Origin of the sequence: Neobacillus solisequens (assembly GCF_051233465.1) — a bacterium.
Lineage (GTDB): Bacteria > Bacillota > Bacilli > Bacillales > Cytobacillaceae > Neobacillus.
In genome coordinates, this window is the sequence record NZ_JBKFGJ010000011.1 from 35,895 (window position 1) to 59,594 (window position 23,700).

Annotated in this window: 20 protein-coding genes; 3 read left to right on the forward strand and 17 right to left on the reverse strand. The window is 39.0% G+C overall.

Features of this window, described 5'->3' with window-relative positions:
• Positions 1-5: 5 nt before the first annotated feature.
• From ACI3K6_RS11685 to ACI3K6_RS11740, 12 genes are all read right to left on the reverse strand, one after another.
• Entirely contained in the window at positions 6-1,205 is a 1,200-nt protein-coding gene (locus ACI3K6_RS11685) for an acetylornithine transaminase (protein WP_435554958.1), read from the reverse strand.
• Positions 1,205-2,002, reverse strand: a complete 798-nt coding sequence (gene argB / locus ACI3K6_RS11690) for an acetylglutamate kinase (protein ID WP_435554959.1) — start codon at positions 2,000-2,002, stop codon at positions 1,205-1,207. Before argB ends, ACI3K6_RS11685 begins: the two co-directional genes overlap by 1 nt.
• A gap of 13 nt (positions 2,003-2,015) precedes the next feature.
• On the reverse strand, positions 2,016-3,245 hold the full coding sequence (gene argJ, locus ACI3K6_RS11695) for a bifunctional ornithine acetyltransferase/N-acetylglutamate synthase (protein ID WP_435554960.1): 1,230 nt from the start codon (positions 3,243-3,245) through the stop codon (positions 2,016-2,018).
• Between the two features lie 61 nt (positions 3,246-3,306).
• The gene (gene argC / locus ACI3K6_RS11700; protein WP_435554961.1) at positions 3,307-4,353 is read right to left on the reverse strand and encodes an N-acetyl-gamma-glutamyl-phosphate reductase; all 1,047 of its coding nucleotides are present in this window, start codon (positions 4,351-4,353) and stop codon (positions 3,307-3,309) included.
• A 292-nt stretch (positions 4,354-4,645) separates the two neighbouring features.
• Positions 4,646-5,401: a type I 3-dehydroquinate dehydratase gene (gene aroD / locus ACI3K6_RS11705; protein ID WP_435555236.1), complete on the reverse strand. Its 756-nt coding sequence runs from the start codon at positions 5,399-5,401 to the stop codon at positions 4,646-4,648.
• Positions 5,401-5,922, reverse strand: coding sequence for a shikimate kinase (locus tag ACI3K6_RS11710; RefSeq protein ID WP_435554962.1), 522 nt, complete (start codon positions 5,920-5,922; stop codon positions 5,401-5,403). Before ACI3K6_RS11710 ends, aroD begins: the two co-directional genes overlap by 1 nt.
• Before the next feature lie 408 nt (positions 5,923-6,330).
• Positions 6,331-7,230 (reverse strand): nickel transporter permease, encoded by a 900-nt coding sequence (gene nikC, locus ACI3K6_RS11715; RefSeq protein WP_435554963.1) that lies wholly within the window; start codon positions 7,228-7,230, stop codon positions 6,331-6,333.
• Positions 7,231-7,247: 17 nt separating this feature from the next.
• Positions 7,248-8,255: an ABC transporter permease gene (locus ACI3K6_RS11720; RefSeq protein WP_435554964.1), complete on the reverse strand. Its 1,008-nt coding sequence runs from the start codon at positions 8,253-8,255 to the stop codon at positions 7,248-7,250.
• Positions 8,256-8,331: 76 nt separating this feature from the next.
• Positions 8,332-9,942 carry an ABC transporter substrate-binding protein gene (locus ACI3K6_RS11725; RefSeq protein WP_435554965.1) on the reverse strand — a complete coding sequence of 537 codons (1,611 nt, stop codon included), beginning with the start codon at positions 9,940-9,942 and terminating at the stop codon, positions 8,332-8,334.
• 50 nt (positions 9,943-9,992) lie between these two features.
• Positions 9,993-10,961, reverse strand: a complete 969-nt coding sequence (locus ACI3K6_RS11730) for an ABC transporter ATP-binding protein (protein ID WP_435554966.1) — start codon at positions 10,959-10,961, stop codon at positions 9,993-9,995.
• Entirely contained in the window at positions 10,942-11,955 is a 1,014-nt protein-coding gene (locus tag ACI3K6_RS11735) for an ABC transporter ATP-binding protein (protein ID WP_435554967.1), read from the reverse strand. The genes ACI3K6_RS11730 and ACI3K6_RS11735 overlap by 20 nt, the downstream gene beginning before the upstream one ends.
• A gap of 296 nt (positions 11,956-12,251) precedes the next feature.
• Positions 12,252-13,016 (reverse strand): MerR family transcriptional regulator, encoded by a 765-nt coding sequence (locus ACI3K6_RS11740; RefSeq protein WP_435554968.1) that lies wholly within the window; start codon positions 13,014-13,016, stop codon positions 12,252-12,254.
• A gap of 210 nt (positions 13,017-13,226) precedes the next feature.
• On the opposite strand from ACI3K6_RS11740, the gene ACI3K6_RS11745 reads away from it, so the two are divergent.
• Complete coding sequence (locus tag ACI3K6_RS11745; protein ID WP_435554969.1) at positions 13,227-14,429, forward strand: CynX/NimT family MFS transporter; 1,203 nt, start codon at positions 13,227-13,229, stop codon at positions 14,427-14,429.
• 42 nt (positions 14,430-14,471) lie between these two features.
• Here the strand turns inward: ACI3K6_RS11745 and ACI3K6_RS11750 are convergent, their stop codons facing one another.
• Positions 14,472-14,837, reverse strand: a complete 366-nt coding sequence (locus ACI3K6_RS11750) for a hypothetical protein (RefSeq protein WP_335478426.1) — start codon at positions 14,835-14,837, stop codon at positions 14,472-14,474.
• Positions 14,838-15,017: 180 nt separating this feature from the next.
• Here ACI3K6_RS11750 and ACI3K6_RS11755 point away from each other — a divergent pair, with 180 nt between their 5' ends.
• Both ACI3K6_RS11755 and ACI3K6_RS11760 read left to right on the forward strand, forming a co-directional pair.
• Positions 15,018-16,079 (forward strand): GIY-YIG nuclease family protein, encoded by a 1,062-nt coding sequence (locus ACI3K6_RS11755; RefSeq protein WP_435554970.1) that lies wholly within the window; start codon positions 15,018-15,020, stop codon positions 16,077-16,079.
• Between the two features lie 238 nt (positions 16,080-16,317).
• Positions 16,318-17,814, forward strand: a complete 1,497-nt coding sequence (locus tag ACI3K6_RS11760; protein WP_435554971.1) for a peptide MFS transporter — start codon at positions 16,318-16,320, stop codon at positions 17,812-17,814.
• A gap of 42 nt (positions 17,815-17,856) precedes the next feature.
• Here the strand turns inward: ACI3K6_RS11760 and ACI3K6_RS11765 are convergent, their stop codons facing one another.
• The 4 genes from ACI3K6_RS11765 to ACI3K6_RS11780 form a co-directional block, all read right to left on the reverse strand.
• On the reverse strand, positions 17,857-18,180 hold the full coding sequence (locus ACI3K6_RS11765) for a nitrous oxide-stimulated promoter family protein (protein WP_335478431.1): 324 nt from the start codon (positions 18,178-18,180) through the stop codon (positions 17,857-17,859).
• Positions 18,181-18,303: 123 nt separating this feature from the next.
• On the reverse strand, positions 18,304-19,218 hold the full coding sequence (locus ACI3K6_RS11770) for a Gfo/Idh/MocA family protein (RefSeq protein ID WP_435554972.1): 915 nt from the start codon (positions 19,216-19,218) through the stop codon (positions 18,304-18,306).
• 136 nt (positions 19,219-19,354) lie between these two features.
• On the reverse strand, positions 19,355-21,673 hold the full coding sequence (locus ACI3K6_RS11775; RefSeq protein ID WP_435554973.1) for an EAL domain-containing protein: 2,319 nt from the start codon (positions 21,671-21,673) through the stop codon (positions 19,355-19,357).
• A 241-nt stretch (positions 21,674-21,914) separates the two neighbouring features.
• Positions 21,915-23,465, reverse strand: a complete 1,551-nt coding sequence (locus ACI3K6_RS11780; protein WP_435554974.1) for an NAD(P)H-hydrate dehydratase — start codon at positions 23,463-23,465, stop codon at positions 21,915-21,917.
• Positions 23,466-23,700 lie beyond the last annotated feature (235 nt).

Consider the following 23,700-nt stretch of genomic DNA (forward strand, 5'->3'; position numbering starts at 1 on the left):
CATTCTCACTCGCCTTTCTCTATACTTTGGAATGTTTTTTCCAACGATTTAGTAAATTCATCTATTTCTTCTTTGGTTACTGTTAATGGCGGCAGAATCCGAATTACATTTGGACCAGCTGTTAAAATTAACAAATTGTTTCCGATGGCTTTTTGAACAATGTTCAAGGCATCAAGTTCAACGACCAATCCTTTAAGAAGGCCTTTGCCGCGGATTTCTTTTATAAAAGTAAAGGTATTTTTCATATGTTGAAGCTGTTGGTCTAGATACTCTGACATGGTATTTGCATTTTCCAAGGTATCACTTTCTACCATGTAGGTGATGGTTGCCAGTCCGGCAGCAGTAGCAAGCGGGTTTCCTCCAAAAGTACTTCCATGGCTTCCAGGTTCAAAACCTTTGGCCGCTTTTTCTTTGGCGATCATCGCACCGATAGGAAATCCTGAACCAAGCCCCTTTGCAATGCTGATGACATCTGGCTCGATGCCGAACTGCTCGTATGCAAATAATGTCCCTGTCCGGCCAATCCCGGTTTGAATTTCATCAACCATTAGTAAAATATCATGTTGTTTGCAAAGTAGGTCGAGCTTTTTTACCCAGTCAGAATTTGCAGGGATGACACCGCCTTCACCTTGGACAAGTTCGAGCAGAACGGCTGCTGGCTTCAACTCAATGAGCTCATCAAGGGCATTCGTGTCATTATATGGCAGGTAGTGAAATCCAGGCGCAAGCGGTGAAAACCCTTGTTGGATTTTTTCCTGGCCGGTCGCAGTTAAAGTGGCAATGGTTCTTCCGTGAAATGATTGTTGGAAGGTGACCACAACCGGTGAACCTGTACCTTTTACTTTATTAGCATAACGTCTTGCTAATTTAATTCCCGCCTCATTGGCTTCGGCACCGCTATTGCAAAAAAAGACCTGGTCACCGCAGCTATTTTCAACTAGCATTGCCGCAAGCTGCTCCTGATTTGGAATATGATATAGATTGGAGCAATGCCAAAGATTTTGTAGCTGCTCTTCCACTTTTTCTTTTATAACATCTGGGATATGGCCTAAATTACATGTCGCAATTCCAGAAGTAAAATCCAAAAATTTCGTTCCATTGTCATCCCATACATAGCTTCCTTTTCCCTTTACCAGTGTGACAGGAAACCGACCATATGTTGACATGACCGGAGAGATTTGGGAGATAGTATTATTGACTGTCATTACGCGATCCCCTCTTCTAACACAATTTTGGTTCCAACTGTTTTACCTTTTGAGTAGTCTATTAAGCTATTTTTTTCAAATCCGTTAATGATTCCAACTTCCGGGATATTATGAACAAGACCATCAATTGCCGCCTTTACCTTTGGAATCATTCCTCCATATATCGTTTGATCTTCAATCATTTCTTCAATGATGGTCTTGGAAACTTTATCGAGCTTCGTTTTCATCCCATCTTTTTCGACCAAAATTCCTGGGATATCACTGATAAAGCATAGTTTTGCTCCTAATGCTTTTGCTACTGCGGAAGCTGCGATATCGCCGTTAATATTATAGCGTTGACCAAAGTCATCGATTCCTATTGGGGATATTACAGGAATATGCCCATGCTGAATGATACCTTCAATGATCGTTTGATTTACTTCAACGACTTCTCCTACAAATCCAAGTGTTTGTGCGTCAGCAGTTGGTACCGCCTTTAGAAGGCCGCCATCCACCCCGCTGACCCCCACAGCACTGCCGCCTACTTCGACAAGATTTCTAACCACTTGTTTATTGACTGAACCACTTAGGACCATTTCCACAATATCGAGAACCTGGTGGTCCGTTACCCTTAGTCCGTTCACAAACTGTGTTTCTACGTTTAAATTTTTTAATAAAGAAGTAATCAGAGGACCTCCGCCATGAACGATTACCGGTGTCCACTCTCCGATTTCCTGTATTTTTACAATATCCTCGTAAAACGATCTTGGCAGATGATCTAACACGCTTCCTCCACACTTAATCACTAAGTAGTTCATGCTGAGTTCCTCCTTAGGTGCGATAAGATGCATTAATTTTTATATAGTCATAAGTTAAGTCGCATCCCCAAGCTGTTGCTGTATATTTACCTTGGTTTAATTCAACCACAATCGTTATTATTTCAGAGTCTAGATATTTCTTTATTTCCTCTTCATCCATTGGAATTGGCAAACCATTTTCAAAAACACGGAATGCTCCCAAAGACACATTTACCAAGTTGGGCACAACAGGAACCCCACTATAGCCAATCGCAGTTACGATCCTTCCCCAGTTAGGATCTTTCCCATAAATCGCCGTTTTAACAAGATTGGAGGATATGATTGATTTACCGATCGCTCTGGCATCTTCATTACTTAGGGCCCCTGTTACTTGAACTTCGATTAACTTAGTTGCCCCTTCACCGTCTCTGGCAATTTTCTTTGCTAGTGACGCGCAAACGATTGTTAAACCTTCTTCGAAAATCACCCAGTCAGGATGGTTTTTAGTTAGAAGATCATTTTCAGCCAGACCGTTGGCCATCACCAGGACCATGTCATTCGTACTTGTATCTCCATCAACGGTGATCATATTAAAGGTTTGATTGGTAATATTTCTTAATGCTGCTAATAAATCTTCTTGGGCGATATTTGCATCGGTAGTGACAAATCCAAGCATGGTTGCCATGTTCGGATGAATCATTCCTGATCCCTTGGCAGCTCCGCCAATGGTTACTGTCTTGCCACCGATTTTTATTTGAACAGCAATTTGTTTCACATCTGTATCTGTAGTTAAGATCGCCTGGAGAAAATTTTCCTTAGCTTCGTGTTCTACATCGAGAATTTGCTGCAAACCAGTATTAATTTGCTCCATTGGGAGTAATTCACCAATAACCCCTGTAGATGTTACGGCCACCAAATGACTGTCAATACCAAGTTTCTCGGCAAGAGTCTGTTGCATAGCATAAGCATCCTTTACCCCCTGCTCACCGGTACAGGCATTGGCATTTCCTGAGTTTACGAGGATCGCCTGGATTTTATTTTCTTTAGCGATGCTCTCCTGTGTTACAAGCAATGGTGCAGCTTGAAAAATATTCGTGGTATAGACACCTGCAACAACAGCAGGAACCTCTGATACGATATAACCAAGATCTAATTTTTTTCGTTTAATCCCGCAATGCATACCTCCTGCTTTGTACCCTTTCGGTAAAGTAACACTTTCATCTTTTAAAATAACGATTTCTTTGCTGGTCGTTGCTTGTGTCAATTTTATTTCCCCCTATTCAAACCCCTTGTTTATTAAAAATCTAAACGTCATTCGCTCGTACCTATGGATATAATGGAATATCGATTAAACCAGTTCCTTCATCCCAGCCGTTGATTATATTTGCGTTTTGAATCGCCTGACCTGCAGCCCCTTTCACAAGGTTGTCAATTACAGAAATAATCGTTAACCTATTAGTCCGTTCATCAACATGCAGACCAATATCACAGAAATTACTGCTAAGGACCTCTTTTGTAGCTGGTACAATTCCTTCCGGCCTGATCCTAACAAACGGCTTATTTTTATAAAATTCAGTATATATTTGATGGACCTTACTTGTTATTACTTTTTCTGTCAGTTTTACGTAAATGGTACACATGATTCCCCGTGTCATTGGAACTAAATGAGTGGTGAATGTAACCGTAATCGGTTCTCCCTTTTCGTCTGAAAGAACCTGCTCAATTTCCGGAATATGCTGATGTGCTCCTAGCTTATATGCTTTTATGTTTTCGTTTATTTCCGCATAATGGGCAGCCAGCGAAAGACCTCTTCCAGCACCGGACACTCCTGATTTTGCATCAATAATGATAGATTCATAATCTGCCAGGTTTGAGTTGATGATAGGTAAAAGCCCTAAGAGTGTGGCTGTCGGATAACAACCGGGATTTGCAATCAAGTTAGCGTTTTTAATTTTCTCAGGGTAAATCTCACTTAAACCATAAACCGCATTGTTTAAATACGGTTCGGCTGCAGCCGTGTGTTTATACCAAGTTTCATAGACTTCTGGTGACCTAAGCCGGAGATCACCGGATAAATCGATGCATGTAATTCCGCGGTCAATTAACTGTGGAGTTAGGGTGCTGCTCACACCCGAAGGAGTGGCCAAAAATACGATTGAATTTTCCTCACATAATTGATCTGGATTAAATGCTTCAAGTGGCTGCTCAACAACGGTTGAAAGATGAGGATAAATTTCACTGAAGCTTGCCCCTGCTTGAGAATTAGAAACCACCGTTCCGATTTCTAATAACGGATGCTTTTGGATTAACCTAATTAATTCAACGGAGCCGTAACCTGTTCCACCAATAATTGCCGCTTTCACATTGTTCATCTCCTACATTGCTTACTTAATGAATTATTATACATACATGTATATAATTATTCAATTATAAATCACAATATTTTTGATTTTTTTTTGCTTAAATTAAGGTTATTTCTTTTGGTAACGCTTTCATCTTCATGTGTCAGATTATACATATTTTATGCATATTTGCATAAATCATATCTCTCTATTCAATAACTGAATTTAGGTAAAAGGCTGCCCTCCTATTTTTTATGATTTCAGTAGTGTCAAAGCCGAATGTAGAAAAAAAAGACACCCTTCAATATAAAGAAGAGCGTCTTCAATGGAATATTTCTAAAATTTCCTTTAATTTACCCACTGGGATTTGACCGGGTGCAGAGACATTTTTCGCTGCGGCAAACGTCATGGCTACTCCAAACATTCCTCCCGCAGCACGACTGATGATCCCATGCTTACCCATAGAAATTGTAATGAACGGGCGGTCAGAATATTGTTCATTAAATATATTAGTGGCCTCTAATAAAGACAAAACGTCAGCGGCGTCTGAAGGCATCAAGGCAATCTTCGGAATGTCCGCGCCGAACTCCTGTGCTTTGCAAAGCCGTTCGATAATTTCTTCTTTCGGAGGTGTTTTTGAGAAGTCATGGTTAGAAATGATGACAAATACACCATTTGAATGTGCAATATCAGTTAATGTCTTAACGGTTTTTTCATCATTATATAACTCAATATCAATGAAATCTACCTGACACGTTTCCACTATTGTTGTATTTAACTCCAGATAATATTGCGACGTAATTTCCTTTTCTCCACCTTCTTTCTTGCTCCTAAATGTAAAGATAAGAGGCAGATTGGATAGGATTATTCGAATTTCCTGAAGTGTTTCCCTAACCTTGATCAAATCCTCGACCTGTTCAAAAAAGTCTACCCTCCATTCCACCAAATCTAAATCAAGTGTTTTAAAATATTCAGCTTCTTGAATTAATTCTGATTGACTTTTCCCTGTCATGGACACGCATACTTTTGGTCGTCCTTCACCAAGCGTTACATTCTTTACGGTTATTGTTTTTTTTATCATAAATGACTCCTTGATGAATGTAATAGATCGTAGATTTGATTGGTAACTTCTTCAGGTGATTGATCATCTGTATTTATTTTCAGATGATGATTCGCGTAAATTTCTTGCCGAAAATGATAGAGCTCTTCCATTTCAGTAATTGTCTTATTTTGTAGAATAGGACGGCTATCTATAATTAAGTCTAATCTATCTTTCCAATTTTCGAAGGAAATTTCCAGAAAAATAACAGTCGTTGTTGAAAGGCAAACCCTTCTTATGTCTTCTTGCAGAAAAGCTCCACCACCTAAGGAGAGCACCTTATTGTTTTCTTTACATAAGTTTGAGATAAGACTTTTTTCACGTTCTCTAAAAGTCTTCTCTCCAAATGTTTTAAAAATCTCCGATACTGGCAGTTTGAATTCCTCTGCAATTATTTCATCTGTATCTATAAAATCGTAATTGAGCCGCTCGGCTACTAATTTTCCTATGGTAGTTTTCCCCACTCCCATAAACCCGATTAGTACTATACTTTTTTCCACCTGTTATGTCCCCCTTGAGCAACTAGAAACCTTTAGGTAATTATAAATCTTCTTTTAATATTATGACAATTACTTTTGTTGGGGGATTGATTCACTTCATGAAAGACAGTCCTTACCACCTGCTGCCCCTTTTTGTCTTTCATCCCCTTTATGAAAGACATTTCTCTCTGCTTGCTAGCCCCTATTGTCTTTCATCCACCCTATGAAAGACATTTCTCTCTACATGCTGCTCCTCTTTGTCTTTCATCCGCCTTATGAAAGACATTTCTCTCTACATGCTGCTCCTATTGTCTTTCATCCACCCTATGAAAGATATTTCTCTCTGCCTACTAACCCCTATCATCTTTTCATTCATAAGGCTGCAACCTTAGCCCTATAAAAAACAAGGGCGGCGCCTGGCACCGCCCATTAGTTTTTCATTTTTGGATCTAGCACGTCACGCAGCCCGTCTCCCATCAGGTTAAAGCCTAAAACCGTAAGCATGATGGCTATACCTGGGAAGAAAAGGGTCCATGGTGCTTGGGTGATATAGTTTTTTGAGTCGGCAAGCATTTTTCCCCATTCAGGTGTTGGGGCTTGGGCGCCCATTCCCAAGAATCCGAGAGCCGCCGCCTCAATGATTGCAGTCGCAATTGCCAGGGTAGCCTGGACAATGACCGGCGAGATGCTGTTCGGTAGAATATGTTTTAACAGAATACGAGTGTCTCTCATGCCAATAGCCCTAGCCGCCATAATATACTCTTCCTGTTTGACACTTAACACCTTTGACCTCACCAATCGGCCAAAATTCGGAATATTGATTACAGCAATGGCAATTAAAGCATTCTGCAAGGAAGGACCTAAGATGGATACAACGGCAATCGCTAATAGAATACTAGGAAAGGCTAGCATAATATCAAAAATTCGTGAAATAATCGTATCGACCCAGCGCCCATAATATCCAGCGATGATGCCTAATAATGTCCCTATTACCACTGAACCCAATACTGAGAAAAATCCTACCCATAGTGAAATTCTTGCACCATAAACAATTCTTGAATAAATGTCGCGGCCAAAATCATCGGTGCCAAACCAATGCTTACTGGAAGGTGCCTGCATGCGATCTGTCAAAACCTGTTCCTTAAAGCTGTATGGTGCTATAACAGGAGCAATTATTGCTAGAATGATAAAAAAGAGTACGATGATCAGTCCAACGAGGGCTAATCTGTTTTTATAAAAGGATTGAACGGCCTCCTTCCAAGGAGGTGTGTATTTTTCTTCGACAGTACGTATTGAAATATCTGCCGCATTTTTTGCTAATTCGGCCACGGCTGATTCCTCCTCCTTTATTTCGAATATTTAATCCTTGGGTCGACAAATACATATAACAGGTCTACCACCAAGTTGATCAATACGAAAATTCCGGCAATGATTAAAATTCCTGATTGGATGACAGGGTAATCGCGATATGAAATCGCGTCATATAAATATCTTCCAATTCCCGGCCAGCCGAAAATCGTTTCTGTTAGGATCGCTCCTCCTAAGAGAAGACCCGTTTGTAAGCCGATTACTGTTAAAACTGGGATAACGGCATTTTTTAAAGAGTGCTTGTACACAACCCAGAACATGCGAAGACCTTTCGCTCTCGCTGTACGAATATAATCTGACTTCATCACCTCAAGCATCGTTGCCCGGGTCATTCTGGCAATGATCGCCATTGGGATGGTTGCTAGTGCTAAACTTGGCAAAATTAAATGCTGAACGACTGTCCAAAATTGATCCATTCGTCCTTGCAGCAGAGTGTCAATTAAATAGAAATTGGTGATGGCAGCGACTGGATCCCTGACGTTTTCCCGTCCGGTTGTCGGCAGCCAGCCCAATTCGATCGAAAAAGCCCACTGTTCCATTAAGCCTAACCAAAAAATCGGTAAGGACACACCAACTAAGGCTAGGACCATCGCAATATAATCAAACCAGGATTTGGAGAACCAAGCACTGATAATCCCTGCATTTACCCCTATGATGACAGCAATGATCATGGCTACGACGGTTAACTCAGCAGTCGCTGCCAGGAAAGGCCAAATCTCTTGGTTAATCGGTCCTCTTGTTCGAAGAGAAACTCCCAAATCACCATGGAGTAGCGATTGAATATAATCAAAATATTGTATGTACCACGGCCGATTCAATCCTAATTCCTGAGTTAGCTTGGCAATCGAATCAGCGGTAGCGCGTTGACCTAATATCACCTGGGCCGGATCACCCGGGATTGCATGAATAATAGCAAAAACAACCAGCGTCATACCAAATAATACGGGAATTAAGGATAGGATACGGCGAATTGAATAAGTGAACAATGGTTTTCACCTCTTTGTTAAAAGCATTAAGGTAACAAAAGGGGAGGCAAAGTAACCCTCCCCTTTCATTAAAAAATTATTTGAATTCTACTTTTGTCAACGGTTCAGAGCCAGTTGGGTGCGGCAAGTAGTTCATTACATCTTTAGAGGCTGCAAGTAATGGTACAGAGTGAACGAGTGGAACCCACGGAGCATCATCATGGATGATTACCTGAGCTTTTTTGTAAAGATCATTCCGCTTAGCTTGGTCTGTTTCTGTTTGCGCTTGGATTAAAAGGTTATGAAGCTCGTCATTGCTATAGTAAGAGTAGTTGTTGCTGCCAATGCTGTCTATATCAAGCAATGTGTATAAGAAGTTATCAGGGTCTCCGTTGTCACCTGTCCAACCTAGCATAAACATGCCAAATTCGCCTTTTCTGGCTTTTTCTAAATAAGTAGCCCAGTCAACAGATTGGATTTTTGCTTTAATGCCGATTTTGCTTAAGCTTTCTTGGATGACCTCAGCTACTTTTTGTGCTTCTGGCATGTATGGACGTGCTACAGGCATTGCCCATAAATCAATGTCAAAGCCTTTCTCATAGCCAGCTTCTTTCAATAATTCTTTTGCCTTATCAAGATCATATTCATAAGGTTTGATTGCATCGTTATAGCCTTCGATGGATGGAGGCATAGGGTTAACTGCAGCTTCTGCCTTTCCACCGTAGAACGCTTTAATGATTGATTTTTTATCAATCGCATGGTTAATCGCTTGACGAACCAGTTTGTTATCAAGTGGCTTATGAGTGGTTGTTAAACCAATATAACCAACATTCATAGATGGGCGCTCAATGACTTGAAGTTGATCGTTAGCCTTAACTGTTGCTTCATCTGAGTTATTTAAGCCATCCATAACGTCAATTTCCCCGTTAGAAAGAGCATTAAGACGTGCTGTATTTTCCGGAATTACACGGAAAATTACTTTGTTTAGCTTGGGTAGACCTTTTTGCCAGTAATCAGGGTTCTTTTCAAGCGTAATGGTATCGTTTTGTTTCCACTCAACAAATTTGAATGGTCCCGTTCCAACTGGATGACTTCTGAAATCATCACCATATTTTTTTACCGCATCCGGGCTGGCAATTCCAAATGGCGACATGGCCAAGTTTTTCAAGAATGGTGCTTGTGGTCTTTTTAAAGTAAATTGAACGGTGTAGTCATCTATTGCTTTTACTTCTTTAATGACATGTCCTTCATCGTTTACATATCCACCAAACATGGTGTAGTAAGGGAATTTGTCTTCGTTGCCGTTCATCCAACGGTTAAAGTTGAAAACAACCGCTTCCGCATTAAAGGCAGTACCATCATGGAATTTAACACCCTGACGAAGCTTGAAGGTATAGGTTAAGCTATCTGCGGATACCTCCCAAGATTCTGCAAGACCTGGATGAATTGTCGTATCTTGATCACCGTAGTTTACTAGGTTCTCAAAAATATTATCTGTTACTTTAAAGGTTTCGCCTTCGGTTGTGGTGATTGGGTCTAAGGAAGTGGAATCACCTCCACGTCCATATACAAGAGTATCCTTTTTAGATCCGCCACCTGAGGCATTATCCTTTTTGCCTCCTGTTTCTTGGTTAGATTTGCTGCAGCCTACCAAGAACATGCTGATTGCTAATAAGGCAATCAATAGTACTTTTATTGATTTTTTCATATCCTTCTTTTTACCCCCTATGTTTCATTTTTTATCATAATTGCTGCAAGTTAGTTGTCATATAGATGACATGCAACATAATGACCATTTAGGTTTTGTTCCACTGGACGGACAGTCTTACAAATGTCCAAGCATTCCCCGCATCTAGTATGGAAGGCACAGCCTGAAGGAGGATTTGCCGGGTTTGGCAATTCTCCATCTATTAAAATCGTATTCTTTTTTATATCTGGATCAGGAATTGGTACCGCTGACAAAAGTGCTTTTGTGTATGGGTGTTTAGGATTTTCATAGAGTTCTTCACTCTCGGCTAATTCTATTAATCTGCCTAAATACATAACGCCGACACGATCACTGATATGTCTGACCACACCCAGGTCATGGGCAATAAAGATGTATGTTAGTTGAAATTCTTTTTGAATATCCTTCATTAAATTTAGAACTTGTGCCTGAATCGAGACGTCTAGGGCAGAAACTGGTTCATCGGCAATGATTAGCTTTGGCTTGGTCATTAAAGCTCTTGCGATACCGATCCGCTGACGTTGGCCGCCACTAAATTGGTGCGGATAGCGCTTAGCGTGATAGCTGCTTAAACAGACAACCTCCAGCATTTCCTTTACCCGCTTTTGCCGCTCCTCCTTTGTTCCAATTCCATGAACAATCAACGGCTCTTCCAGGATTTTTTCTACGGAATGTCTCGGATTTAAAGATGCATATGGGTCTTGAAAGACCATTTGAATGTCCCTGCGAATTTTACGTAATTCCGTTTTGGACATTTTTGTTATCTCTTTGTCTTCAAACATGATTTTCCCGTCACTAGCTTCAATCAGCCGCATTAACAGCCTGCCTGTCGTTGATTTCCCGCAACCGCTTTCACCAACGATTCCAAGAGTCTCTCCTTTTTTAACATGGAAAGAAACATCATCGACTGCTTTTACCTCACCTTGTTTTTTCCCTAGAAGGCCTCCGGTGATCGGAAAGTATTTCTTTAGTCCATTTACTTCAAGTAGTAGCTCCGACATGCTTGTCGATTCCCCCCTTCAATGTATGCAGGAAGCAGCGCACTTCATGTCCATCTTGTTCCGATGAATAAATTTCTGGTGATTCGTGATGACATTTTTCAAATGCTTCCGCACATCTTGCGGCAAATTTACATCCCTGCTTTACTGCTCCTGGTGCTGGCACTGTTCCCGGAATACTATAGAGGCGGTCTTTTTTCTCACTTAGGACCGGAACAGATTTTAGTAAACCTTTCGTATAGGGGTGCTGTGGATTCTTTAATATCGTTCTTACTTCTCCCTGCTCTACAATTTGCCCTGCATACATAACAATCACACGCTGGCAGATTTCAGCTACCACGCCAAGGTCATGTGTGATGAGGATGATAGAAGTATTGGTTTTTTGATTTAAATCTTTCATTAATGCTAAGATTTGGGCTTGGATGGTGACGTCAAGTGCTGTGGTAGGCTCGTCTGCAATTAATACCCGAGGATTACAGGCCATAGCCATGGCAATCATGACGCGCTGTCTCATTCCGCCAGACAGCTGATGAGGATGTTCTTTAAGAATCCCCTCTGCTCTAGGAATTCCTACTAGTTTAAGTAATTCAATACTCCGAACCTTTGCTTCTGCTTTTGAAAGGTTGGTATGTAAGCGAATTCCTTCCATTAATTGATTACCTATGGAAAAAAGCGGGTTTAATGATGTCATGGGCTCCTGGAATATCATTGAAATTTGGTTCCCCCGGATTTTGCGCCAATCTTTTTCAGATAAATGGGTTATATTTCTACTATTAAAAATAATGTCCCCTTGTTCAATTTTTCCTGGGGGTGAAGGAATAAGACCCATCATGGCTAAAGAAGTAACACTTTTGCCGCTTCCGGATTCACCAACTATACCAAGGATTTCTCCATCCTTCAGTTCAAAGCTAACCCCATCCACGGCAGGCAGAAACTTTTTTCCGGTTTGAAACGAAACTCTTAAATCGTTGATCCGCAATATAGGTTCTTTTCTCACATTTACACCTACTTTTAACAATTCTATTGATTTCATTAAATTAGTTGTAAATTATTATTCTAATTTAATCAATATTATGACTATTATGACATATGACTCATTTGAAATAATGTCAAAAGTTGTCGCACAAATAAAAAAATTTAGAAAATAAAATACACCTCTACCTTCTTTAGTACGTTAAAGTAACAAAAAAGGCACGTACAGCCCCAAGGGTGAAAGTGCCTTTTTCATCATTTTACTCTTTAATAAACAGTTTTTTTAATAAAATAATCCTTCAATATAATAGTTTTAGAATGCTACTTTTTAAGCCCAGTATAGATTTGAATAGCATCTCTAAGAAATTCCGCAGTTCCTGGTTGTTCCTTATCGTAGTAGGCCTTAAACCTTTCGTCATCGACATACATTTGGGCAAGCCCTGCGTGTGCTTCCTTGCTGTACTCACTCCAATAAAAGGTTAGCCATTTTTTGTGGAGCTCCGCAGTCTTCTGAGCCAATTCACCAGCTGGATCGCCTGTTTTGAAAGCTTCAGCTAACGTTTTCGATACTCTGTCAGCAAGTGCAGTTGCCTCATCATATTGCTCTTGGGTCATGTTCATAACTTTGGCATTGGATTTCTCTACTGTCTCTTCTCCGTATCTTTCACGGATTTCTTTCCCATATTTTCTCTCATTTTCATCTATCATTATTTTCTTAAAACCTTCGAATTTCTCTTGATTAGACATGTTCATTCTCCCTTCAGTCATTGCAATTGTTTTTTCTACATTTGCAATGAGCAGATTTAATTGTTCTCTTTTTTCGAGGAGTTTTTGGCGATGCTCTTTTAGGGCCGTTGAACCATCAAAAGAAGGATCCGTGATGATGTCTTTTATGCTTTCCAAGTTAACCCCTAATTCGCGATAGAAAAGAATTTGCTGCAAGCGATCCACCTCTGATTGACCATAAATCCGATACCCCGATGAACTGATTCTCGCCGGCTTAAGAATCCCAATTTCATCATAATACCTTAACGTCCTGGCACTAACCCCTGCCAAACTCGCCAACTTTTGAACTGTATATTCCATCCGTTCACCTCCTCAAAATCAACAATACACCTTTACGCAACGTCAAAGTCAATAACTATTAAGCCTAAATTTCATTGAATTATAAACAGCTTTGTCCACTCCACACGTACAATTGTACACGAGTGGTGCCTGTCACCTTTTGCTTTTTTATTTTTATTCTTTTACTATGTTATACTTTAAAAAGTCTGTTTATAAAAGGAGAGTATTTTAGTGGAATCGCAGAAGTCACGTGCTGAAGTAAAGTCAGCCTATTTATATTTGTTAATTACGGGGATTGTCCTTGTAGCGTTTAATTTGCGCCCGGCCATTACTTCAATCGGACCGCTTATTGGTGATATACAAGAGGATGTGGGCCTTGCTCATTGGAGTGCAGGATTATTGATGAGTATGCCTCTGATTGTTTTTGCGTTTATGTCGCCGCTTGTACCGAAAATAGCCATAAGGTTATCAAATGAAGTAACTTTGTTGTTTGGGCTGTTCCTGTTAATGATCGGGATTGTCATTCGTTCCGTTCCTGTAACAATCTCCTTATTCATAGGAACACTTGCGATTGGGATAGGGATTGCAATTGGCAATGTACTGTTACCTGCGATCGTAAAGGATAAATTCCCGAAAAAGTTCGGACTCATGACAAGTGTGTATTCTACTTCAATGGCATTGGTGGCATCTTTGGCATCAGGCTTGAGTGTTCCTCTGGCACATGAAGTAAACCTTGGTTGGCAGGGTGCCTTAATTGTATGGGGAATTCCAGCCATTGCAGCCTTCGTTATTTGGATCTACCTTCTCAAAGCTAATCGTGGAGTTCAATCTGAAGTAAAAAAAGTGAAGATTGGTTCCCATAATATTTGGTGTTCTTTTCTCGCCTGGCAAATTGCCATCTTTATGGGGTTTCAGTCATTTTTGTTTTATGTTACGGTATCCTGGCTGCCGGAAATCTTACACAGTCATGGAATGAGCACGGGAACGGCTGGTTGGATGCTTTCCTTTAGTCAATTGGTGGGCTTGCCTGCCAGTTTCTTGATTCCCGTATTTGCAGGTCGGTTTAAATCCCAATTCTGGCTGGCATTTATCTTAAGCCTTTTAACCTTTCTAGGTTTTGTTGGTTTATTATGGGGGGGCCCATCGTACTTTATTCTAATTGTTAGCATTATTCTTATTGGAATTGGCTTAGGCGGAAATTTCCCATTGGCGTTGACTTATATTGGACTTCGTGCCCGCAACGCCGCACAAGCTGCAGAATTATCGGGAATGGCCCAATCGTCAGGCTATATTATCGCAGCGGCAGGACCTTTATTTATTGGATATTTATTTGACCAGACCCATCAATGGACCGTTCCATTGATCACACTCATTATTGTGTCCCTAATTGTAATGGTATTTGGCATGCTCTCAGGTCGCAATCGATATGTATAAAAAAAGCGAACAGTATCGTTCGCTTTTTTCTATAATTATCCATCATGATAATTCTTTAATTTTTCCTATCCAATCTTTAAAGCTCCCAAATTCTTCAGGATTAAAACCAAAATGTCCTTTTATAAAGCTAATGGTTTCGCTCTCTTGATCATGAAAAACCCCGTCCGAATAGATTAATTGAAACAATTCAACCAAAACAATATTTTTGGAGCGTTCCGTACTAAAACTACTCAGAATGTCCTCAATATCCATCCCTTTTACTTGATAATTCTCCAATTCCATTTCTCGTTGATACCTTTTAATAATTGAATTTTCGAAAACAGACAGATTTCCATCAATTGCAGCAATTCGGTTTGCCAGTTCAAGAAAAGCCTCTCTCTCTTTCAGGGAAAGTTCTTCCAGAAACAATACACACACAACTCCTTAAGTTCGTTTACTATTTATACGCTTTACAATTGGCTAAAGTTTCATCCAAACACAATTTTGTTGGATTGTCCTTTTTTTCAGGTTTTTATATTCCTTGGATTAACAAAACTATTAATAACCACCTATGGTAAAATAGTTTAAAAAAACAGGGAGATTCCAGTCATGAAAGAAAAATTAAAAAACCTACCTACTTCTCCCGGAGTTTACTTGATGAAAGATTCTCATGGAGAGATTATGTATGTCGGAAAAGCAAAAAATCTTAACAGAAGAGTGCGCTCCTACTTTCAAAACTCCAAATCCCATTCACAAAAGATCAAAAAGATGGTCTCATCTATCAGGGATTTTGATTATCTCCTTACCGATACAGAATTCGAGGCTTTTCTCCTTGAATGTCACTACATCCAAGAATTAAAACCCATTTTTAATAAACAAATGAAGAGTCCTGAATCCTATACGTATATTCTTATTCTAATCGATGAAAATGGAGAGCCGACTGGATTAAAAACCACCTATCAACGAAATGAACAAGACGGCAATATCTATTTTGGACCCTATTCTAGTAAATCTGCAGTGGATAAAGCTATTCAGGGATTAAAAGAATTTTATAAAATTGATTGTAAAAACTATTCAAAACGAAAAAGCCCATGTATTAATTTTTCCCTTGGATTATGTTTGGGAGTTTGCCTTGGCGGCCTTTATCTAAAAGAATATCAAGCAAGACTTAAAAAAATAATTACATTAATAAATGGTTCCGACTCAAGTATTCTCGAAGATCTTCAACAAAAAATGATGGCAGCTGCCGAACATTATCACTTTGAAGCAGCGGCAAAATACAAAGAATATGGAGAAGCCATCCGCTATCTTATTAATAAGGAAAAAGTAATCGACTTTGCTTTTGAAAATAGGTTATTTGTTGTTGTTGAATATCTAAATGATGAAGCGTTCAAATTATTCCTTATTAAAGCCAACACCGTACTTTTCAGTGCGATGTATAGAATTCAAGATAATATAGATCAGTTAGTTGAATCAATTAAACAATCCATTTTAACGACTTTGAAAAACAGTCAGCAAACAAACGTAAAAGTATTAAAAAGTGATGAAGTGGATCAAGCCCAAATTATCTATCGCTATGTAACTAGCAAGCAATGCAAATCTATCTCAATTGGAGATAATGAAAAATTGGAAGATAAGTTCATCCATAAACTATTAAGCCCTCATGAATAAGGGCTTTTTTGTATTTTATAAAATTAAATACCAAAAAAACAATCATACTAGCGTGAAGAATCACTATATTTGGAATTGAATTATTATTTTCAAAAAACTTTCTTTTTAATTTTTCACTTATTAAAATACAATAATATCAACGTTTTCAACAATATGTAACTTGATTTCCAAAAAAAAGTTTTTGACGATTCAAAAATATATAAAGTATTATAGAATAACAAAAGGAGGGTAAAAGTTAATGTCAAACGTAAATAGACAGAAAATTGTGGACAGTGTACCTCAGAAAGGATTTTTCGGACATCCTAAAGGGTTATTCACATTGTTCTTTACTGAGTTCTGGGAGCGATTCTCTTATTATGGAATGCGTGCAATCCTAGTATTCTACATGTATTATGAAGTATCCAAGGGCGGCTTGGGTATGGATCAAACCCTAGCACTTTCTATCATGTCCATCTATGGTTCACTCGTATATATGTCAGGTATCATCGGGGGCTGGCTTGCTGATCGCGTGTTCGGTACATCAAGAGCGGTATTCTATGGTGGTATATTAATCATGCTTGGTCATATTGCCCTTGCCATTCCGGGAAGTGTTGCTTTCTTCTTTGTTTCCATGGTGCTGATCGTTATCGGTACAGGTTTATTAAAGCCGAACGTTTCCACTGTAGTAGGTGAAATGTACAGTGAAAATGATAACCGTCGTGATGCTGGTTTCAGTATTTTCTATATGGGAATTAACATGGGTGCGTTCCTGTCTCCACTGATCGTTGGTTCAAAAGCAATTATGAATACAAGCTTCCACCTTGGATTTGGTATTGCTGCAATTGGTATGTTCCTCGGCTTGATCGTCTTCACCATGACAAAGAAGAAAAGTCTTGGACTTGCTGGAACAGCTGTTCCAAACCCATTATCATCAGCAGATAAGAAGAAAGTATTTACTATGTTTGGTTTAGCAGTTGTCGTAATTGCCATTATTCTTGCTATTACCATACCAAAAGGTTTGTTAACATTTAAATCCTTTATTAACATTGTTAGTTTCCTTGGTATTTTAATTCCAACGATCTATTTTATTCGTATGTATCGCAGTCCTAAAACAACTGCTGTTGAACGTTCAAGGGTTCTAGCCTATATTCCATTGTTTATCGCAGCTGTTATGTTCTGGGCCATTCAAGAGCAAGGCTCTACTATTCTTGCAAGCTATGCTGATAAGCGTACACAGCTTGACTTCGCCGGCATTCATATTTCTCCGGCCTGGTTCCAGTCATTAAATCCATTATTTATTATCACACTTGCCCCTGTGTTTGCAGGATTGTGGGTAAAATTAGGAAAACGTGAACCTTCTATTCCACAAAAGTTTGCATTGGGAATTTTATTCTCAGGTTTATCCTTTATTGTCATTCTATTGCCTGCGCAATTAGGTGGAACTCATTCATTAGTAAATCCATTATGGCTTGTACTTAGTATTTTAGTTTGTGTACTTGGGGAATTGTGCTTATCACCTGTTGGTTTATCAGCTACAACAAAACTGGCACCTGCTGCTTTCTCAGCACAAACAATGAGCTTATGGTTCTTAGCAAGTGCCGCTGCTCAAGCTGTTAACGCACAAATTGTTAGGTTCTACACCCCTGAAACAGAAACGGCTTATTTCGGTATCATCGGTGGAGCTTCAATCGTACTAGGAATTATCCTATTAATCATTGCACCGAAAATTCAAAGTGCTATGAAAGGCATTCGCTAATATCAGAAAAGCCTAGCTACATGAAGTAGCCAGGCTTTTTTATTATCTGTTCAATAGATGCTTTACTGTATAGATTGGGTGATGCAGCAGCATCCTAGGACCGGCGTAGCGCATAACTGCCTTCATCTTCTGTCTGTACTTTAGTTTGTAGCAATGAATCTTGCAATTAGAGCACGCTGTCTTTTCTTCCCCAAAACGACAGAAGGAAAGCCGTAAAAGGGCATAGTTTTTTAGATCTTGACATTCTTTGCAAAGCTCATCACGATGATGTTTCCTTTTGCAATACATCCCAATCATTTCCTTAACTATTTCTTTTTCCTTTTGAATATTCGGGCCTATGTTTGGTTCAATCAATCGTGCTCCCATGCCAGTAAACCTCCCTTTTCGATTTACTTTAGGATTTCTTAATTTAACCATACCACAGATTCTTTTATTTCAGATGGAAAAATATTAACAATTTACCAACACTTTTGTTGGAATAAAAAAGACCTAGCTTAGATTATGCTTTACTAGTTTCTGTAAGATTTCTTCACACATTTCATGAGTTTCTAAGGCATCCCAGGCTGTGATTTCCGGCTCGGTATTGGTCCTTACAGCTTGAATGAAATCAAGGACCATTTGCTCAAAACCGCGTTTCACCAAAGTCGGTTCCCAATCACTACTTCTAACTTCCATACTCTCCATATTCTTTGAAATGATCATCTGAGAGACATTATAGACCGTTCTCTTTTCAAACGGCCCCATCACCTGTGCAATCTCTTCTGTTGTTCCGTTATCCCTGTTCATAATACCAATCGCAGTCGCACCTTGGGAAATAAATTGGATCACCACATGGTATAATGTGTCATTCTCCATTTTCCCATTGACATGGAGGTCCTCTATCGGATGCGGAAATAAATATCGCATCGTATCCACTACATGGATAAAATCATCAAAAATAAAGGTTCTCGGTTCGCCCGGGAGATTCCTGCGATTTTTCTGGACAATAACCATGTTTGGATTTACTACCTCTTTTAATTTAATGTAAGAAGGTGCATACCTGCGATTAAAACCTGCCATTAAAGTTAGCCCTTTTTCCTCAGCTAACTCTACCAGCCTTTTTGACCCTTCATAATCATCTGTAATGGGTTTATCAACAAATACATGGATGTTTCGATTTAACAACGTTTGCACAATTTCCGCATGGGAAGCAGTAGCAGCATGCACGAATGCTGCAGTAATTCCACTTTCCATTAATGATTCAAGGTCACTGTGAATATGCTCAAAGCGATACTTACTGCTAATATGTTTGAGCTTCTCCTGATTTCTGGTGTAAATATGGATCTCAACGTCCTTCAAACTACTGTAAATCGGTAAGTATGCCTTCTGTGCAATATCACCAAGTCCTATTACCCCTATTTTCATAACGCACATCCCCCGTTTCACTTATTTGATTTCACCATACACTTTCCGGTTACGTGAAACAAGCCTTATTTTTCAAAAAAATAAACCGAACATGACATGATCATACAATGTCTCTTTCGGTTTATGTTTATTACATTTATATTATTTGTCCAATGTTTTGATTTGGAAAGAGAAAAATTTGTTCGATTTCACTTGCAGGTATAGGACGGCTAAAATAGTAGCCCTGTAATTTTGCACTAAATTGCGAATGAATAAACTCACTTTGCTCTTTGGTTTCAATTCCTTCGACAATCACATCAAGCTGAAGGTCATGGATAATTTCAAGAATACCCGAAAGTAGTGTCGTATCAAAAGGCTCTAAAGGAACATCTCTTATAAAACTGCGATCAATCTTGATTACATCAATCGGCAGTTCTTTTAGATAGATTAAGGAAGAGGTGCCAACGCCGAAATCATCCAAAGCTATTTTAATATTCCGCTTTTTTAACTCAATGGTAAAATCCTTAATTTCCTTCAAATAATGGTTAATATCACTCTCAGTTATTTCTATTTGCAGCTTTGATGGCGGAAAATCATATTCTTCTAAAACCTTATCCAACTTATTAATAAAACTGTGATCCTTCATCTGTGATTTTGAAATATTGACAGAAATGGAAAGGTAATCATGGCCTTGAAGATGCCATTTCTTAGCCTGCTTAACCGCATCTTCTAAAATCCATAATCCAATGTAAGGCATTATTCCTGTTTCCTCTGCAATTGGTATAAACTTTGCCGGAGGAATTACACCTTTTGTTGGATGATTCCACCTCAACAGAGCCTCCACTCCTGTTATTTGATGATGTTCTGAATCCACAATAATTTGGTAATAGGATTCTAACTGTTTTTGGATGAGGGCATATTTTAAATCTTTTTCTAATTCTAACAGGTTTTTATAATTATTCGTATTATTTAAATCATGATAAAAGATATATTGATTTTTTCCCTTCCTTTTAGCTTCATACATGGCAATATCCGCTTTTTGCAATAACGGTTCAATGGTCGTGCTGTCTTGAGGATAGGAGCTTATACCAATACTGGCAGTAACTGAGATTTTAAAAGAATGAATTTGAAACACTCTGTTTATCTCTAACATAATATTTTCGGCGATTCTCTCTATCTCTGCCCTTCCTGTATTCGGAAGTAAGATAACAAATTCATCCCCACCATACCTAGCAAGCATTCCATCTTGTTCTTCTACAACTGGACTAACGCGTTTACACACATTTACTAGTAACATATCACCGATCGTATGGCCCATGGAATCATTGACCCATTTAAACCCGTCTAAATCAAAGAAAAAGATGACAAGCTCCTCTTTTTTTCCAATGGTTCGATCAAAAAATTCTTTAAATAATTTATAGCGGTTTGGAAGCATGGTTAATTGATCATAAAAGGCCAATTGAGTGACACTTTCATGTTTTTCTTCCAAAGAAGCCAGCATGTTGTTAATCGAATTTTCCAGACTGGACAATTCATCTTTTCCCTTACTAATTCTTACTCTTGTTTTAATATCTTTATTTGTTTGAATTTCTCCTAATTGTAGAGACAAGTCTCGGACACGAGAGGTAACCAAACGACTTAGAAGAATATTCATTAACACAATAAGGGTCAGTGTAGAAATAATTAAATAAATGGTGATTTGCTTAATATTTGCCATCTTTTGAAGGTAAAAACTTCGCTTATTTAAAATACTAATTTCATAATATTTTTGTTCAGAATATTCTTTAATAGAAAGAGAGCCCTTTATATTGGACTCACTCACAGGTTGAACCTGTATCTGCATATGTTTATTGGTTAGATTGGATTGTTTAAAATAAAGGTTTAAAGACAGTTTCTTCCCCAAATCATCTACAGCACGTTCGTTAAACCATTTCCCCATAATCAACCAACCAGGTGAGGTTCCTTCACGGTCGCTTTGATATACAGGTTGAATGGAGGTCATCGTCATACGATCATCTACTTTAAGGAAAAATGCCCTATTGAGGTCATTTGTATCATGCACTGCAGGTAAAAACGCTTTATAAAAATCTATATCAATATCAATTGATTTTTTTCTGTTTAAATCATAAGCCCTTTGATAAATCACTTCATGGTTTTTATTAATAAAAACCATGAAGTTAATTCCAATATTCTCCATGGTAGCATTACTGATATTTTTTCTTAAGTAATCCGGATATTGATTATCTAAAAATAAATATGTATCATCCCATATCGCCCAATCTCGATTAATACTATTCAGATGTGCAAGATCAGACTCCAAGTCATTTTTTACTCTTTTTACATCAGCATATGTGCTGTTTTGGTCTAGTTTATTCGAATCTCTTAGTAAAAAGGGGCGAATAGCAAGAATAAGTAGGGTTAGAAATAGAAGCATGGTTACACTAACAACTAAAAACGTTTTCAATTTTAGCTTCACTTTAATCCCCCCACCCCGATGTAATCTATTATAAATATGTATGTATGCTCGGAAATTGTCGATATTACTAGTTTTATTGTATCATGAAATATTAGTATCTTTTATAAGAAATTTTTTCTATTTTAAAGAAAACTAGACGATTGGAGTCACTTAAGGTCTTGACTACTATGGTTGCACTTATGCCTAATTAAATACTTTTTATCGGCAAAAAAAGCTCAGTCAAAGGACTAAGCCACCCTTTTTATACTAATCGTTTCAGCACTTCTTTTATTCCATCAATAAGATTAACAGGTGTTACACCATAATTGGATAATTTCTTTGCTTGTTCCTCGCCACTAAGTGCATGGATATAACTCGCAGAAACGAGGGCATTAATGGGATTCGCACCTTGTGCCAAAAACGATGCGATTAATCCAGTCAATACGTCCCCGCTTCCACCTTTTCCAAGAGCGTCATGGCCGTGCGGATTTATATAAATCACTCCTTGAGGTGTGGAAATGATGGTTCTATGACCTTTTAACAGCAGATATACCTGATATTTTTCCGCAAATAGCCTGGCAATTTCGATTCGATCGGCCTCGACTTCCTGGATCGTTTTATTCACAAGTCTGGCCATTTCTCCAGGGTGCGGTGTAAGGAGAATGTCCCCCTGATACTCATGGAGCAACTCTAAATCACCCCGCAGTAAGTATAGGGCATCTGCATCGATCACAAGTGACTGAGTGGTGAAACGCTTTAGCAAGGATTTAATCCACTTTTCTCCTTCAGGTAATCTTCCCATGCCTGGTCCAATTGCAATACTATCATATTGATTTAGCGATGGAGTCAGTTCATTCAGAGCTTGTTCAGAAAAATAGCCATTCTGTTCTGATAAGGGAAGAAATAATGATTCAGGGTTTTGTGCTGCAGCCATGGGATAAATCTGTTCAGGTATGCCTAAAGTCACTAATCCAGCACCTGAATGCAATGCCGCTCTAGCCGAAAAGATGGGTGCTCCAACATAATTACGTGAACCACCGAGAATCAACGCATGTCCAAACGTTCCTTTGTGTCCATGTTTAGGCCGTTTTGGAACGGTATCTTTTACTAGGTTTTCTGTGATGATATGAGGGAGTTTAAGATCCATTATGGATACCAGAGAAGGCGGTACCGAAATGTCAACAGCTCTCCAATCCCCTATGTATTTCGGGCCATCATTTAAAAAGAAACCCTTCTTCGGAAAAACAAATGTTATGGTTTTATCTGCCTGAATAGCGCCCCCCTCTACTTTACCAGTGTCGCTGCTAACACCTGAAGGAATATCGACAGAAAGGATATATTTTTTTCCCTTCATTTCATTAACTAGCGAGATCACAGTTTTCAATGGTTCCCTGAGTGGACCGTTCACCCCAGTCCCTAAAATGGCATCCACAATCAGATCCGCCTGCTCGAGCTCATACTGAAGATTTGATAAAGTATTCTCATTAAAATATAAAAGAGGAAGCCCTCGTTTTAGATATACATTGAAATGTGTCAATGCGTCCCCTTTAAGCCGTTCAGGACCAATTAAAAGACAGAGAAGGGTTTCGATCCCCAAATCAACTAACCTTCGGGCAATCACAAAACCATCACCACCGTTATTTCCTCCACCAGCTAGGATCATTACTTTCGGTTTTTCTACAGCTTTATAAGAGAGAATTTCCTCCACTACTCGTGCACCTGCATTCTCCATCAACACAACACCCGGTAGCCCTAACTTTTCAATCGTATATCGGTCCATTTGCTGCATTTCCTTTTGCCCGGCTGCATACATAAGAACCCCTCCTTCTTTAAACACTTATTTTTATTATAAGAAACTTTTAGTTAGGTTGCATGGTCATACGAAATGTTTTTGCCCTACGGATTTCAGCAGAATATAAAACTAAGGCTGTGTTAAAGAACGGTGTTGATATTTTACACTCTGTTGATTGGAGCGGAAGGTGCGAAGACTCCTCGAAAATGCTAACGCATTTCCTTCGTGCGTGGGCGAATTCCAGGAAGAAAATCAA